Here is a 16,151-nt window from a genome sequence, read left to right as displayed (position 1 = left end):
TTCCCCTCAGGCCTTGATCGTAGGACGAACAGTAACGTCACCACCAGTAGCACCAGGAATCGCGCCTTTAACAACAAGAACTGAACGTTCTGCGTCAATTGCAACAATCTCAAGACCCTGTGTAGTTACGCGTTCAGCACCTAAATGGCCAGCCATTTTTTTGCCTTTGAATACGCGACCAGGAGTCTGGTTTTGACCAGTAGAACCTAAAACACGGTGAGAAACAGAGTTACCGTGAGTAGCATCTTGAGTACGGAAGTTCCAACGCTTAACGCCACCTTGGAAACCTTTACCTTTAGATGTACCAGTTACGTCAACGATTTGACCAACTGTGAACAAGTCAACAGTTAGAGTACCACCAACTTCACGACCTTCAAGATCAGCTTCTGTAGCGCGGAATTCTTGAACTAGACGACCAGCAGCAACACCCGCTTTAGCGAAGTGACCTTTCTGAGCGTTAGTTACGCGAGATTCGCGACGTTCACCAGTAGTGATTTGAATCGCTTGATAACCATCAGTTTCAAGCGTTTTGATTTGAGTGATGCGGTTAGGATCAACCTCAATCACTGTTACAGGTACAGAAACACCAGCATCTGTAAAGATACGTGTCATACCGCACTTGCGACCGACTAAACCAATAGCCATGTGCATTAACCTCTAAAAAAGCGGCTTAATTAACTTCTATAATTCGTTAATTAACCCGAAAGCCTTAACCCAAAGCGATCTGAACATCAACACCAGCTGCAAGATCTAACTTCATCAATGCATCTACAGTTTTGTCTGTAGGTTGAACGATGTCGATCAAACGCTTATAAGTACGGATTTCGTACTGGTCACGTGCATCTTTGTTTACGTGTGGTGATGTTAAAACGTTAAAACGTTCAATGCGTGTAGGCATTGGAATTGGACCGCAAACTTGTGCGCCAGTACGTTTTGCTGTTTCTACGATTTCTTGAGATGATTGATCAATTAAACGGTGATCAAAAGACTTAAGACGGATACGAATTCTCTGGTTAGACATACCAGTTAACTCCAAGCCAAAAATATAAAGAATCACTCTTGACGCATCTCACCCCACTAATAAAGGCAAGTGTCAAGAGCAGTGAATTATCACTAAGGTCACGATCGATGCCGCGACTGTCACGATGTTAACTACTTTATTCGTAGTCAACCCCCTTCATTAAAGGGTCGCCCATTATAACTATTGTTTAATGCATAAGCAAATCTAAAATCGTTTTTTTATCATGTTTTTCAATTTAATTATGCTTTGTGACATTCAGCGAGTTGTCCTGCCACTGTTCTTTGCAATACATACGCTATTGCTTGGTTTAATATTTGATTTCCCTGAATAAATTTACTTTTACTACTTGACTTCAGCTCGCCTTCCGATTGTATATATGCCCCTGTATATCGTTCACAGGCATCATCTGTTTCCAAGAACAGATTTAAAGCATGCGGGGTAATTTCTGGGTGAAACTGGAAGCCCAAGACATTTTGACCAATCTGATACACTTGATTGCGACAACCATCGTTTTCCGCCAAATGTATAGCACCTTTAGGTATTTCAAAACTTTCGCCATGCCATTGCAAAACCTGAAATTCATCTGGCAAGGGAAAACAATGCGCTGGTACATGGGCTGTCTTACGTACAGACATCCAACCCAGTTCTTCATGCGGACTTTTACTGACTGCAGCCCCCAAAGCATTGGCAATTAACTGCCCACCCAAACACAAACCTATTGCAGGCTTCCCTTGTGCCAAATAGCGCCTTAACCAACGCTTTTCTATTTTTAGCCAAGGGAAATTAGCTTCATCATTGACACTCATTGTGCCCCCCATAATGATGAGTAAATCAACATCATCTACATGAGGTAAGGCCTCTATATCTAAAGCCAAATCGATAGGCAAGGCAAAAAACTCAGTGGCAGAAATTTTAGCATTCATACCTTTCAAATATTCATAACAACTTCCGAACCCTTCACCAGCAATATGCTGAAAATAATGTACTTTTAACTGTGGCTTCATTCACTTTCCTATATCTTTTCTCTCTTATAGATAGTGGTTTTGCAAAAATGAAGCCAACTTTTTAGCTTTCTGCTTACATTAAACAATTTATACACATTGTGGTGTATTTAGGATGAATCCCTTAAGCTCAAATACAAGATTTAACGAATGAATGAGTTTCGCTGTGAAAAATAAACCTCAAACCGCCCTCATACATGCACCACGACGTGCCCCTCAATATATAGAAACCGTTCAACCTCCCCTATTTCGTGCATCTACTATTATTTTCAACAATACTGATGCCCTATTTAATCGCCACTGGACAGATGCTTACGACTATAGTTATGGCACACATGGCACCCCAACCACCTTTACACTTGGCGATAACATTGCGCAAATTGAAGGCGGTATATATAGCCTCCTTGCACCGAGTGGCTTATCAGCGATTAACTTAGTCAATTCTTGTTTTTTAAGTCAGGGAGATGAAGTGTGGGTGGCCGATAATATTTATGGCCCAAATATGGAGCATTTACGTAACTTAGAATCACGCTACGGAATTCATGTAAAAGTTTATAACTCACTCGATGTTTCAAGCTTTAACCCTAGCTCAAAAGCCAAGCTTATTTGGTTAGAAGCTGCAGGTTCGGTCACCTTAGAATTCCCTGATCTTGCAGGATTAGTCAAAAAAGCCAAAGCTCAAAACATCTTAACCGCACTCGACAATACATGGGGCGCAGGTCTTGCCTTTAATGCTTTTGATTTTGGAGATGAGCATTTAAGTGTCGATATCACTGTCCATGCACTAACCAAATATCCAAGTGGTGGTGGCGATATTTTAATGGGCTCCGTGGTAACGCGTGACCAAAAATTGCATCACAAACTATTCCGTATGCATGCCATTCAAGGGATTTCTGTTTCAGGTGATGATGTGGCACAAGTGCAACGTAGCCTTGCATCTATGCAGTTACGTTATGCGCATCAAGCCAAAAGTGCGTTAACGCTTTTGAATTGGCTGAAGCAACAATCTGAATTTGTACAAGTATTACACCCTGCCGACCCTGATGCTGCAGGACACGAGTATTGGAAAAACATTTGCAAACAAGGCCAAAGTGCTGGCTTAGTCAGTGTAATTTTCAAACCTGAATATGACATGCAAGCGATCCGTCGCTTTTGTGATGCATTACAGCTGTTTAAATTAGGTTTTAGCTGGGGTGGTCCCGTGAGTCTGGTGATGCTGTATAACTTAAAAGAGATGCGTGTTTTAGAACATACACATTTACAACAAGGTTTGCTGGTACGTTTCTGTATAGGACTAGAAGATCCACAAGATTTAATCCAAGATATAGAAAATGCTTTAAAACAAATGAACCAACAATTACATGAATAATGAGACAAAAGGCTAAATTATGGGTACACCAATTATTATTGCTAAAAAAACCTCGAATACACAACAAGATATCATCCTACACTCTGAGTTTGCCAATCGCCACGGCTTAATTGCTGGTGCAACCGGTACAGGTAAAACGGTGACCTTAAAAGTGCTGGCAGAAAGTTTTTCCCGCTTGGGTGTACCCGTATTTCTGGCTGATGCCAAAGGTGATGTTTCCAGCCTTGCAAAGGCTGGATCAAGTAGTCCTAAATTTGACGCACGGCTACAAACCCTAAATATAGAAACAATTGAGTTTTCTGCTTCACCAGTTGTATTTTGGGACCTGTTTGCAGATCAAGGCCACCCTATCCGAGCAACGATTTCTGAAATTGGGCCACTTTTGTTGGCACAAATGCTGAATTTAAATGATACACAAGAAGGTGTGCTCTCTGCGGTATTCCGTATTGCCGATGATCAAGGCTTACTTCTTATTGATTTTAAAGATCTCAAAGCATTACTCAGTTATGTGAGTGAACATGCTGCTGAATTCAAAGCAGAATACGGCAATTTATCCCCTGCAAGTTTAGGCGCGATACAACGTAATTTGCTTGCACTGGCAGATCAAGGCGCAGATCAATTCTTTGGCGAACCTGCTCTCAATATCATGGATTTTATTCAGACCGATGCACAAGGCCGAGGTAATATTAATTTACTGGCTGCCGATAAACTGATGAACACGCCAAAACTATATGCAAGCTTTTTACTGTGGATGTTATCAGAGCTGTTTGAACAACTCCCTGAAGTTGGAGATATGGATAAGCCCAAATTGGTCTTCTTCTTTGATGAAGCACACTTATTGTTTGATAATGCCAGCCCTGCATTACAACAAAAGATTGAGCAAGTTGTACGCCTGATCCGATCCAAAGGTGTGGGCATTTATTTTGTGACACAAAACCCTCTTGACCTACCTGAAAGCGTACTGGGCCAACTGGGTAACCGCGTACAACATGCGCTACGCGCCTTTACCCCCAAAGATCAGAAAGCAGTTAAAACCGCTGCCGATACCTTCCGCGCCAACCCGGCATTTAAAGTCGATCAGGCCATTACAGAATTAGGTGTCGGTGAAGCGCTGATCAGCTGTCTGGATGAGCAAGGCACCCCGCAAATGGTTGAGCGCGGCTGGATTATGCCTCCGCATTCCGCCTTTGACCCGATCAGCCCGGATGAACGCAAAACCATCATGACGCAAAGCATTGTCGCAGGCATTTATGATCAAGCCGTAGACCGCGACAGCGCTTTTGAAATGCTGCAGCAAAAAGTGACAGACCGTAACCAGCAGGCCGCTCAAGCTGAACAAGATAAAGCTCAAGCCAAAGAACAGGAAGCCCGAGCCAAACAGCACGCCAAAGACCAAGCAGCTTTAGAAAAACAGCAGGCACGTGAACAAGAGCGCATTGTCCGCGAACAGCAAAGAGAAGCTGAACGTGCAGCCAAACAGCGTGAAAAATTGATTCAGGATACGGTGGGCACCTTTGCCAAGAGTGCTGCACGCAGCCTTGGCGGTTCAACTGGACAGAAAATTGTCCGTGGACTCTTGGGTTCTCTCTTCGGCCAGAAATAATCTAAAAGCCCAATCAAAAAGTACAAAATTATGGAATATTTTTATATTCCATAATTTTTTTATGGTTTTTGCTAAAACATGTATTGCGAATATATTTTTAAACATGTATTTTAAATACATCTTATAAATAACAGCCATGAGAGATCAGCTATGACTCCGCAGCAAATTGACCTAGTAAAAGCGACTGTTCCTGTTCTACGTGAAAATGGTGTCGCGCTGACGGGTTACTTCTATAACCGCATGTTGGGCAATAATCCTGACCTTAAAGAAACCTTTAACATGGGGCATCAGCGCAGCGGTGCTCAGGCACAAGCCTTGGCAGGCGCTGTATTGGCCTATGCTGAAAATATTGAAGATCCGTCTGTACTTTTACCGGTTGTAGAATTAATTGCGCACAAACATGTGAGTCTTAACATTCAAGCGCCGGACTATAATATTGTCGGTGAAAACTTGCTGCACTCGATCAGTGAAGTCTTAAGCATTTCAATGGAAGATCCATTAATTGCAGCTTGGGCGGCAGCATACGGACAATTAGCAGATTTGTTTATCAGCACTGAAAAAGCGATTTATGAGCAGCATCAGCAAACTAAAGGCAGCTGGTTAGGCTGGCGCAATTTCAAAATTGCGAAAAAAGTGGTTGAAAGCGATGAAATCACCTCATTCTACCTTGAGCCTTCCGATGGCGGCGATTTACCAAAATATGAAGCAGGCCAGTACATCTCAGTACGTGTATTGGTTGATGAACTGGGTTTAAAACAGCCGCGTCAATATACGCTGTCTACCAGTCCGCAAACCAACTATTTACGCATCTCCGTGAAACGTGAAGACCAAAAAGGTGATTTGGTTGCAGGCTGGGTATCCAATACGCTGCATGGCTTAGAGACCGGTTCAGAAATTGAAGTATCTGCGCCAACAGGCAACTTCTATCTCATTGATCCAAATAAACGCAATGTCTTCATCAGCGGCGGCGTTGGCTTAACTCCGATGATTGCAATGCTGAATCAGCTGGTCACTTTAGACATGCCGCAGCCTGTGACCTTTATCCATGCATGCCGCAGCAAACAAGTGCATGCTATGCATAAACACATTCAGGATTTGAAAGCAAAATATCCGCGCCTTAGCACTTTTACTGCGTATGAGTTCCCTCATGCCAGTGACAAATTAGGTGAAGATTATGACATTGCTGGCCGTCTAGACTTAGGCAGCATGGATACTGCAATCTTGCCAGTCAATGCAGATTACTACCTCTGCGGTCCAATGCCATTTATGGCTGAACAGCAGAAAGCTTTAATTGCCCGCGGCATTCCTGCGGCCAATATCCACAGTGAAGCTTTCGGCACAGGCGGTGTAAAACACTAACTCTCCCGTCCGCTTGAAATAAAATAGGGTTAGTTTAGTTATGCTAGACTAACCCTTATTTATTTCTCCTACACTTACAGTATTATCATGCAGCTGAATAAATTCACCGATTATGCCTTACGTGTTCTGATGTATATCGCTCAGCCCAAAGCGCTGCCGTATACAATTGCGGAAATTGCCGAAGATCTGCGCGTATCGCAAAATCATTTAGTGAAAATTGTGCATTTTATGGGAAAACAGGACTGGCTGATTACCGCCCGCGGCAAAGGCGGCGGCATTCGCCTTAACCCTCAGGCACTCACGCTTCGTCTTGGTGAAATTGTCCGGATTTTACAGCGTGAAAATCCGATTGTGGAATGCAATACGCCTCCCTGCGTGTTACGCAGCAATTGCGGTTTAAAAGGCATTTTAGATCAGGCGATGGAGCAGTTTTATCACAGCCTCGACCAATACAGCTTAGGAGATGTCCTCAGCACCCCGCCCTCATCAAAATACACTACGCAGTCTCCCATTCAAATGATCAATCTATGATGTGGCCGCGCCCATTTTCCATTCGATCAGCGCATCTTTCAGATCAAAGTTCGCTTGCCCGAACGAGTTCCTTTATAATGGCTGCTTGTAAATCAGTCATTGAAGTCGAGTTATGCATCAGCACAGAGGAAAATCTAGAAACAGTAAGGTAGCTCATGCGCCTAAGCAAAAGATCAGCTACGAAAAAAAAGTCGATCCAGCTATTACTGAATACTCTGTACGCGCATTAAACTGGCTGCGTAAAGCTGAATTCTTAATGAGCGCGCCAAAGCTGAATTTATGCGTTGAAGATACAGGCTATGAAATCGCTTTTGCTGGCCGCTCAAATGCAGGAAAATCTAGCGCAATTAATGCCTTAACCAATCAAAAGCAATTGGCCCGCGCATCAAAACGCCCTGGCCGTACCCAAATGATCAACTTTTTCAGCTTGGGCAATCCAGACCAGCGTTTGGTCGATTTGCCGGGTTATGGCTATGCGGCCGTACCTGAAGCGATGAAAATTGTTTGGCAAAAAGAACTCGAAAATTACCTGATTCACCGTGAAAGCCTGCAAGGCCTTGTCCTGTTAATGGACATCCGCCACCCGCTGCAGCACTTTGATGTGATGATGCTGGAATGGGCATATTCACGTAAATTATTCGTGCATGTACTTTTAACTAAATCAGATAAACTCAACCGCGGCCCTGCTTCTAAAGCGCTGCAGGAAGTTAAAGCGCAGCTGAAAAAAATGAAGCTGCAGTTCTCGATTCAAACCTTCTCATCGTTAAACAAACAGGGCTTAGAAGAACTTGCCAGCGTGATGGGCGGCCGTTTGAACTTTACCCTTGAACAGGCTGCAGAATTTGATTTGGCCAGCATTCCAGATGCCGAAGCAGATGATTTTGATGATGCTGACTTCGATTCAGAGTTTGAAGAGACTGAATTTGATGATGCTTTAGACGCTGAACTGCCTGCCGAGCAAGCGCCAAAAGATCCGTCTTAACGGTAAAATGCGTCAGATTGTCTGACCATAATCATCATTTTTTGACAACCAAATGTCCTGTATTGCTAATTACAATACAGGATATTTTTTTCATACTGACCCTATATATAAATGTGAACAGCTTCACAAAATTAAAATAAGGACCGTCAGATGAAATTGCTCTCCCGCCTGAAAAACTCAAGAATAGGCTCTTCCATCAGCTACAGCATTAAACCGCGTAAAGTCAAATTTGAGTGGCAGGATACGCCGGTTGACTGGATTCCCAACCAGCCTTTTGTCAGCTACTTTATTAATGAAATTAATATGATTTTGCCAGCAGGCGAATTTTGGTTCTGCCGCCTGTACAACAAAGTACTGCCTAAAATTACCGATGAAAAACTTGCGGAGGACGTCAAAGCATTTATCCGCCAAGAAGCCATGCATGCGCAAGCACATAATTCTGCGAATAAAGAATATCTAACGGTGCGCAATATTGATGTGAGCCGTAACTTAAAAATTATGGATTTCTTGTTTGGCAAGGTATTGGCCGATCAACCCATGGGCTTAGAAGTACCTAAAGCACTCGAACATCAATGGGATCTATTCCGCCTAGGGATTATTGCAACGGTTGAACACATGACCTGTGTGTTAGGAAAATACGTACTATATAACTCTGAATGGCAACGCTTGGGCGCAGATCCCAATATGCTGGACTTGGTCAAATGGCATGGCGCAGAAGAAATTGAACATCGCACGGTGGCTTTTGATCTTTATCGTCATTTAGGTGGTGGCTATATTTCTCGCTACTATCAAAGTTTAATTGTGATTGTGGCTGTTATTGGGCTTTGGACTGATGGTGCTGCCCATATTTTAGGACAAGATCCACGTTATGCATCAATTAAGCCTGCGGTATATAAACCTTGGATTTGGCGTGAATGGTCACGCATCGCACAAAAAGACAACCGTCTAATGCCACATCCGCTATGGTTGGTTTCTCAGCAATTGGGTTATTTAATGCCTTGGTATGATCCAGTCCATGAAGCAAAAACAGAAGATGCGATTGCTTACTTAGATCAGTCTCCTGCGGCTAAATGCGCACTACCTAAAGTTGCCGCTTAAGCGATTATCCAAAGCTAATTAGTACTATTTGGGCTGAAATAAAATTAAAAAAGCAGGCTTTGTAGCCTGCTTTTTATTGTGCTCATTTCGTGGTTAAAATGCTTTACAGCGTTACGGCGCAGAAAAAACTCAATATTGAATTAACTTTCTATTACTGTTTCAGCTTCTCGCGTATGACGATCAACCACCACACTAATCATCATATCGCCCTGTACATTCACCACCGTACGTACTGTATCTAATAAGCGGTCAATCGGCAGTAAAATCGCAATCGCTTCAGCAGGCAAACCAACAGACTGCAATACCATAATCATAGTCACCATGCCCGCACTTGGAATGCCCGGCGCACCCAAAGAGGCAATCATGGCGGTGGCACAGACAATCAATTGTTGCCCCAAACTCAAATCTAGTCCCATCAAATTTGCAATAAAAAGTGCGGCAGCAGCTTCATATAGCGCAGTACCATCCATATTCAATTGTGTGCCTAATGGAATTACAAAACCTGCAGTTTGTGGACGGACGCCTAAATTTTCCTGTGCACACTTCATAGACAGTGGCATGGTTGCAGAACTGGAACTGGTCGCAAACGCTGTGATGAGAGCAGCACGTGTTCCCTTAAAGAATGTGATTGGGCTCATCTTGCCAAAAATCCACAATAAAAATGGCAATACCACCGCACCATGAAAAATGGTCGTTCCTGTTACCACAGCAGCAAATTCAGCCAAACGGCTCAGCACCGAAATATCTTCTGTCGCAATCAACTTCGCCAAGAGCGCAAAAATACCCAAGGGTGCTAGTTTCATAACCCAGCTGATCATCAGCATCATAATGTCAAAAAATTGCGCACTCAGTTTACGTACGCTACGGAATTTATCGCCACCTTGCACCAATGCCACACCCAACAGTAAGGCAAACACGACGACTGCCAGCACATTGCCTTCAGCAAAGGCTTTGAAAGGGTTAATTAATGTATTTTGAATAAAATTGGTAAAAAAAGATAACGGTGTCAGCGTGTCTGGACTTTGATGTTGTGCCATGGCCTCTTGGAACATTTGAATGTCCACACCCTTCCCCACCTGAAATATATGCGCACAAGCCAAGCCCAATATAAGTGCCAGTGTAGTCGTGGTTACACAGCAAGCCAAAGTAATTTTCCAAACACGGCCTAACTGACCACCTGCCTGTAAATTAGAAACTCCCACAACGATTGAACTGAAAATGAGAGGGATCAATAGCATTTTTAGTAAGCCAATAAAAATACTGCTCATTAATCCCAAGCCATATAAACTCGAGTTAAAGAATCCACTGTCTGGAAACAGATTCATTAAAAAGCCAAAGGCAATGCCTAAAATGGCTGCAATAAAAATTTGGGTATTTAAGCTCATAGCTGAGTCATTTTTTTCAGTACATACTTCAAGGCACTATGCCATGCGTAAGCCTAAGATTCGATATTTTTTTGTGTAAAGGCCTGCAATTTTCCTGCTAAGCACATCCAATGAACGATGTTGGGCGACAGCAGATTTCTACTACATTCGAAAAAAAATATTTAAACTTTAAAGCCAGCTATACATTCTGTGAACAGCTTAAAATAAAAAAGCCGAATCGATCGATTCGGCTTTTTTAATGTACACAGCTCAAGGTTTATTGCGTTTCAATTTCACGCAAACGAATTAAACCTTCTTGTGTAGTACTACATACCAACTCGCCATTTTGCCACATACGACCAAAATTCAGACCGCGCGAGCTAGCGCTTATGGTTGCATCCATGTCGTATAGCATCCATTCATCCACACGAAATGGTTTATGGAAATACATAGCATGATCAATGCTGGCACACTGTAAACTTGGCGATAAATAGCTTAAACCATGCGGACGTAGCGCAGTCGTCATTAAAGTAAAGTCTGAATAAAATGCCGCAATCGCCTGATGGAGCGAGATCTCATCTACATGATCTGCAATTTTGTCATGTGTGCGAATGTAATGTGCATAAGATGGCGCAGCAGGTTGTGGCTGGAAGGGATTTTGCGGATCGATTGGGCGAATTTCCACATGACGGTCGCGCATAAATGAAGCACGTACATTTTCAGGTACAAACTCAACCAACATATTTTTAAGTTCAGCTTCTGATTTTACATCTTCAACTGCAGGATACTCTGGCTCAGCCACTTGATAATTCAAGCCTTCTTCTTGTTCTGCAAATGACACCATGCACATAAAAATGGTCTTGCCATGTTGAATAGCACGTACCTGACGGCTTACAAAACTACGGCCATCACGAATACGGTCAACTTCATAAATAATTGGCGCATTTACATCACCACCAAACAAGAAATATGCATGCAGTGAATGTGCAGGACGGTCGGTTGTATATGATGCTGCACGAAGTGCTTGGCCTAAGACTTGACCGCCAAACACACGCTTGCCCACCAAATTACGGCTTTGACCGCGAAAGATGTTTTCTTCTAGCTTTTCTAAGCTAAGCAGTTCAACTAACTCTTGAGTTAAAGCATTCATATACGACCTATTTACATGGGATCACCTGAAATCAGGCAAAATTTAAATTCACAGTTCAGCACTATATTGCCATAAAAACCCAGTAAAACCCTAAAGATTGCCTGACTGAACTGTCACATTCTTCTTCGAAATTATCTGCTAAAAATACGTTTTTTAACGATAAAATCTTACAATATGCCTATAAAATGTTAGAAAATGACATACTGTTTTTCGCTAAAATTATGCAAAAATTGTATCCCCCGAAATTTAATCGGGCTGGTTCATTCAAGTAGGAGTCTTTATGTCCAAGCCTGGCTTTGGTCAAATGTATCGTAAGCTTTCAAGTAAGCTTCTTGACCTCGTGGTAACACCACACGTTCTTGGCGAAGTGCCTACTGAACCCGCGATCGCAGAAACATCAGATACCCCGCAATCTAAAAAGATTGTCTGCTACGTATTACAAACACACTCACGTAGTAATGCCTTGGTGGTCGATGGTGAAACCCGTCGTTTAAAATTACATGCCGCGCTCGACCCGCTCAATGTAGGGACACATACTGAAAAAGCCTCAGTATTATTTTTGCAACATCGCGATGAAAATAATTTACTTAACCCACCGCCACATGCTTTTCCACCGCGCCTTTTGCGCTTAGTCGAAGCCTTAGAAAAACAACCTGATTTAGATATTGAATTTGTTCCTGTCACTTTGCTTTGGGGACGCGATCCAGAAAAAGAAGATTCTTGGTTAAAGCTTTTATTTACAGACACGTGGTCTACACCAAGCCGTGTTAAGCAGCTCATGAATATTGGCTTGCATGGACGTCAAACTTATATCGAATTCCATGAGCCACAATCACTACGTGCGCTGATCGATTATGCGAAAACCACGCATCCAAACCTTTCACCAGCCACTTATATCTTAAGCACACTAAATGACTATCTTGATGGTCAACGTGAAGTCGTTTTAGGCCCAGATTTATCTGACCGTCGCAATGTCATGCACGGTCTCATCAAAGCCCCTGATGTGCAAGATGCGATTCGCCGTGAAAGTATTCGTGGCAAAATTAGTATGGTCGAAGCTGAGCGTCGTGCGATTGGTTATTTAAATGAAATCGTGTCCGATTATTCTCACTCAACGGTGCGTTTTGCAGATATTGCATTAACACGTTTGTGGACACAGTTGTATGACGGTGTAGAAGTACATAACTTCAGTACCGTACGTGAATTGGCTAAGGACTATGAAATTGTCTATACACCATGTCACCGCAGTCATATTGACTACCTATTACTGTCTTATGTGATTTACAAACGCGGGATGATGGTGCCGTACATCGCTGCCGGTGATAACTTAAATATGCCATTTGTCGGCCAAATTCTACGTGGCGGTGGCGCATTCTTTATCCGTCGTAGCTTCCGTGGCAATGGCTTATACACCACTGTGTTTAAAGAATATTTATACAGCATTTTGTCGCGTAATACGCCTCTCGAATACTTTATTGAAGGTGGTCGTTCGCGTACTGGCCGTCTGTTACCGCCAAAAACGGGTATGTTGGCAATGACGGTACACAGCCATCTGCGTAATCCTGCAAAACCGATTGTGTTCCTGCCAACTTATATTGGCTATGAACGCTTAATGGAAGGCGCAACCTACGTTGGCGAAATGAACGGTAAGCCAAAAGAAGGCGAATCAATCCTCGGTATTGTTAAAACTTTACGTAAAATTGAACGTATTTTCGGCAAGGTGCATGTGAACTTTGGCGAGCCTGTTTTCCTCAATGATGTTCTAAAACAGCATGGCGTAGACAATGTCAAAATTGAAAAAAATGACGATGCGATGCCACCAGAAGTTTCAGAAGCTGTGACAAGCTCAGCACATGCGATTTTGGAAAACATCAACCGTGCTGCAGTAATCAATCCTGTGTCTTTGCTGTCTCTGATTTTACTAGCTACTGTAAAACATACGCTGGACGAAGAAATTTGTATTAATCAGCTTGATACCTACCGCAACCTGCTCACTGCCCTGCCGTATGATTCGCGTATGCAAGTGACACCGTTGTCAGGTAAAGAAATTATTGCTTACGGCTTAAAGCTTAAACTGATCAAACGCGTGAAGCATGTCTTGGGTGACATTATTGCCATTGAAGATGGTCAAGCCGTGTTACTGACCTATTTCCGCAATAACATTTTACATGCATTCATTTTGCCTTCACTGATTGCGGCAATGGTTGAACATAACGGCACCATCCGCCGTGGCGACTTAATCAATGTGATCCGTACTTTATATCCATTCTTAAAAGCTGAACTGTTTTTAAAATGGAAAGATGAAGAGCTGAAAGATCAGATTTGTGCTTATGCTGAAGCATTGATTCAAGCCAAGCTCATTTCTGAAGACGCCGAAGGCAACTTAGTTTCACCTGCGCCAAACAGTGAACATCACAATCAATTGGTGGTGTTGGCTGCACCTGTGATGCAGAGCCTTGAACGTTATTACATGACCTTGGCTTTAATCACCCAGCGTGGTTCAGGCAATATTTCTACGCGTCAGGTTGAAGAACTGAGCCATTTGGTTGGTCAGCGTCTATCTGTGCTGTATGAGTTCAACTCACCAGAATTCTTTGATAAAGCCTTATTCCAAAGCTTTATTAAGGTACTGACACAGCAAGGCTACATCAGTACCAATGAAGACAATGCGATTGTGTTTGATGAAAACTTCCAAAATGTTGCTCAGTACGCCAACCTTGTATTGGATGATGTGACCTTGCAAATGTTGCAACACATTACGACATTCAGCGATGATGAACTGAAAGAAGCACTGGATAAAGTCGTTGCGGAACAGGCGAAGAAACGCTTGAAGCGCAAGAAGAAGTAAATCCTTATAGCTCCTTCTCCCTTTGGGAGAAGGTTGGGATGAGGGGTGAGTTTTAAGACTTGCCCCTTTTTATTTACTTCGAAGAAAATGGATATTTCTGTTTTGGGCTTACATATGCATTTAGTATAAGAGGTCTTATGTTAAATGAATGTTACTTCCAAAATAAAATTTTCTCAAAAAAGCTTTTTTTCTGTTTATTTACAATTAACTGATTCTCAGTAATATCACCATAACCTAGAGTAATTTTGTTCTCTAAGTCATAAAAATCATTAATCAAATCAAAACCTAGATATTTATTTGATAAGTCACTTAGCAACTGTCTAGCTAAATGGTTGGTGGAATTATTTATAGAGCCAACATAATAAAATTTGTAATAATTCTCCCACTCTTCAATGTCATCCAAGGAAAAGTTTGGATCAGTTATAATTTCTTCCTTCCATTCATCATCTTCTTGATATTCATGTTCATAAGCTATTGATGCATTAAGCCATTCTTTTTCAAAGTCTTGAGGTTCACCATCCTGATAAAAAGCCTGATCTTCAGACTCAGAAACTCGCCTAACCTCTATATTATTTTTAAATATCAAATAACTGGCTACATTAAAACTATCTACACATTCAAAAAATATTACCCAATCATTCAATGAAGATTTTTTAAGCCTTTCACTCCATAAACCCTTATCTTGATAAGCAGAGAAGAAAAAGCTGTAATTATGAATAATGACCACGTTATCTTTAATTAACTCTAATTCAATAGTTTCATTTGCTTTCAAATTAGGGGCTAAAATTTCAAAGCATTTTTCAGTCCAATTGTTAACTAAGTCAACTAATTCGTCTAGATCACCTTTGAATGGAAACACCATCCCACCAGATCTATAACCCATAATTATTAATTTATTTTGATTAAAAATTTATCTTATCAAAAATTATGATTTACTAAAAACCCATTTAACACACGTTACACAAACTATTAATTTCACATAAATATCAAAACATTAAGATAAAAAACCTAATATTAAGCATACTTAAGAATCCTCATACTCCAACTGAAAGCCCGCTGATTTCATCCTGTCCGCATAAATCCGCTTCCCTGTTACCCTATCACTTTCCAAAACCAACTCAGGCAGATTCAACTCACGTTGAATATTTAAAATTTTCTCATGCAAAGGTTGTGGCATATTATTGGTACAAATATATGATTTTTCAGCATGTTCCACGTGAAGCATAAATACCAAGAAACGCGCTAAATCATCAATGTGAATCCGGTTGGACCAGTGAATATTTGGATAGCTTTTTGTTGTCTCTGCCAGCTTCTGCATTCGTGCAGATGCACCGCTATAAATCCCACTCGGGCGGATAATCACGCACTGCGCAGGAAAAGCAGTTTGATATAGTTGCTCCATCTCCAGCAGCAGCCTGCCCTGCGCATCTATAGGGTTTGGCAAGGTTTCATCATCCACACGCTCACCGGCATTTTCGCCATAGACCCGAGTAGAAGACACGACAACGATGCGTTGAATCGGATGCCCTTTTAAAGCTTGAACAATGGACTGAACCGTATCGACATAGGTCTGCTGATAAGCTTCCACAGTAGACGCATTGGGCGATAGCAATACATACACTGCATCTATAGGCGCGATACCGCTTAAATTCAAATGATGTACATCCTGAATCAGATGATTGGCATATTCATCCGTTTTCGGGCTTTGGCTAATTGTGGTAATTTGGTGGCCCTGCTCAAATAACAGTTTTGTAGCGCGCTGAGATGTTTTACCATAACCTATAAATAAAATATGCATTTAGCACCTAATCACAGACTTAACATC

General features: G+C 42.0%; 14 protein-coding genes. 7 read left to right on the top strand and 7 right to left on the bottom strand.

The window, feature by feature from the left end:
• Positions 1 to 6: 6 nt before the first annotated feature.
• From rplC to C9E88_RS02255, 3 genes are all read right to left on the bottom strand, one after another.
• Entirely contained in the window at positions 7 to 645 is a 639-nt protein-coding gene (gene rplC / locus C9E88_RS02265; RefSeq protein WP_106984030.1) for a 50S ribosomal protein L3, read from the bottom strand.
• A gap of 64 nt (positions 646 to 709) precedes the next feature.
• Positions 710 to 1,021, bottom strand: a complete 312-nt coding sequence (rpsJ, locus tag C9E88_RS02260; protein ID WP_004725677.1) for a 30S ribosomal protein S10 — start codon at positions 1,019 to 1,021, stop codon at positions 710 to 712.
• A 239-nt stretch (positions 1,022 to 1,260) separates the two neighbouring features.
• The gene (locus C9E88_RS02255) at positions 1,261 to 2,025 is read right to left on the bottom strand and encodes a type 1 glutamine amidotransferase (RefSeq protein WP_106984029.1); all 765 of its coding nucleotides are present in this window, start codon (positions 2,023 to 2,025) and stop codon (positions 1,261 to 1,263) included.
• Between the two features lie 163 nt (positions 2,026 to 2,188).
• Between C9E88_RS02255 and C9E88_RS02250 the strand changes: the two genes are divergently transcribed.
• The 6 genes from C9E88_RS02250 (at position 2,189) to C9E88_RS02225 (ending at position 8,964) form a co-directional block, all read left to right on the top strand.
• Positions 2,189 to 3,391 (top strand): PLP-dependent transferase, encoded by a 1,203-nt coding sequence (locus tag C9E88_RS02250; protein WP_106984105.1) that lies wholly within the window; start codon positions 2,189 to 2,191, stop codon positions 3,389 to 3,391.
• Between the two features lie 19 nt (positions 3,392 to 3,410).
• On the top strand, positions 3,411 to 4,994 hold the full coding sequence (locus C9E88_RS02245; RefSeq protein WP_106984028.1) for a helicase HerA-like domain-containing protein: 1,584 nt from the start codon (positions 3,411 to 3,413) through the stop codon (positions 4,992 to 4,994).
• Between the two features lie 150 nt (positions 4,995 to 5,144).
• Complete coding sequence (hmpA, locus tag C9E88_RS02240; protein ID WP_106984027.1) at positions 5,145 to 6,353, top strand: NO-inducible flavohemoprotein; 1,209 nt, start codon at positions 5,145 to 5,147, stop codon at positions 6,351 to 6,353.
• A gap of 87 nt (positions 6,354 to 6,440) precedes the next feature.
• Positions 6,441 to 6,884 carry an RrF2 family transcriptional regulator gene (locus C9E88_RS02235; RefSeq protein ID WP_106984026.1) on the top strand — a complete coding sequence of 148 codons (444 nt, stop codon included), beginning with the start codon at positions 6,441 to 6,443 and terminating at the stop codon, positions 6,882 to 6,884.
• A gap of 112 nt (positions 6,885 to 6,996) precedes the next feature.
• Positions 6,997 to 7,866 carry a ribosome biogenesis GTP-binding protein YihA/YsxC gene (yihA, locus tag C9E88_RS02230; RefSeq protein ID WP_106984025.1) on the top strand — a complete coding sequence of 290 codons (870 nt, stop codon included), beginning with the start codon at positions 6,997 to 6,999 and terminating at the stop codon, positions 7,864 to 7,866.
• 150 nt (positions 7,867 to 8,016) lie between these two features.
• On the top strand, positions 8,017 to 8,964 hold the full coding sequence (locus C9E88_RS02225; RefSeq protein ID WP_106984024.1) for a metal-dependent hydrolase: 948 nt from the start codon (positions 8,017 to 8,019) through the stop codon (positions 8,962 to 8,964).
• Positions 8,965 to 9,104: 140 nt separating this feature from the next.
• On the opposite strand, the gene C9E88_RS02220 is transcribed toward C9E88_RS02225, so the two are convergent.
• Positions 9,105 to 10,349 carry a dicarboxylate/amino acid:cation symporter gene (locus C9E88_RS02220; RefSeq protein ID WP_106984023.1) on the bottom strand — a complete coding sequence of 415 codons (1,245 nt, stop codon included), beginning with the start codon at positions 10,347 to 10,349 and terminating at the stop codon, positions 9,105 to 9,107.
• Positions 10,350 to 10,605: 256 nt separating this feature from the next.
• The gene (locus tag C9E88_RS02215) at positions 10,606 to 11,478 is read right to left on the bottom strand and encodes an acyl-CoA thioesterase (protein WP_106984022.1); all 873 of its coding nucleotides are present in this window, start codon (positions 11,476 to 11,478) and stop codon (positions 10,606 to 10,608) included.
• A gap of 280 nt (positions 11,479 to 11,758) precedes the next feature.
• Between C9E88_RS02215 and plsB the strand changes: the two genes are divergently transcribed.
• Entirely contained in the window at positions 11,759 to 14,326 is a 2,568-nt protein-coding gene (gene plsB, locus C9E88_RS02210) for a glycerol-3-phosphate 1-O-acyltransferase PlsB (protein ID WP_106984021.1), read from the top strand.
• A 151-nt stretch (positions 14,327 to 14,477) separates the two neighbouring features.
• On the opposite strand, the gene C9E88_RS02205 is transcribed toward plsB, so the two are convergent.
• Together C9E88_RS02205 and C9E88_RS02200 are read right to left on the bottom strand one after the other, a co-directional pair.
• Entirely contained in the window at positions 14,478 to 15,209 is a 732-nt protein-coding gene (locus C9E88_RS02205) for a hypothetical protein (protein ID WP_117007432.1), read from the bottom strand.
• Positions 15,210 to 15,350: 141 nt separating this feature from the next.
• Positions 15,351 to 16,124 (bottom strand): NAD(P)H-binding protein, encoded by a 774-nt coding sequence (locus tag C9E88_RS02200; RefSeq protein WP_106984019.1) that lies wholly within the window; start codon positions 16,122 to 16,124, stop codon positions 15,351 to 15,353.
• Positions 16,125 to 16,151 lie beyond the last annotated feature (27 nt).

Origin of the sequence: Acinetobacter cumulans, from assembly GCF_003024525.3 — a bacterium.
In the GTDB taxonomy this organism is placed as follows: domain Bacteria; phylum Pseudomonadota; class Gammaproteobacteria; order Pseudomonadales; family Moraxellaceae; genus Acinetobacter; species Acinetobacter cumulans.
Note: the sequence above shows the minus strand (reverse complement) of the source record. Positions and strands in the feature narration are given on the sequence as shown.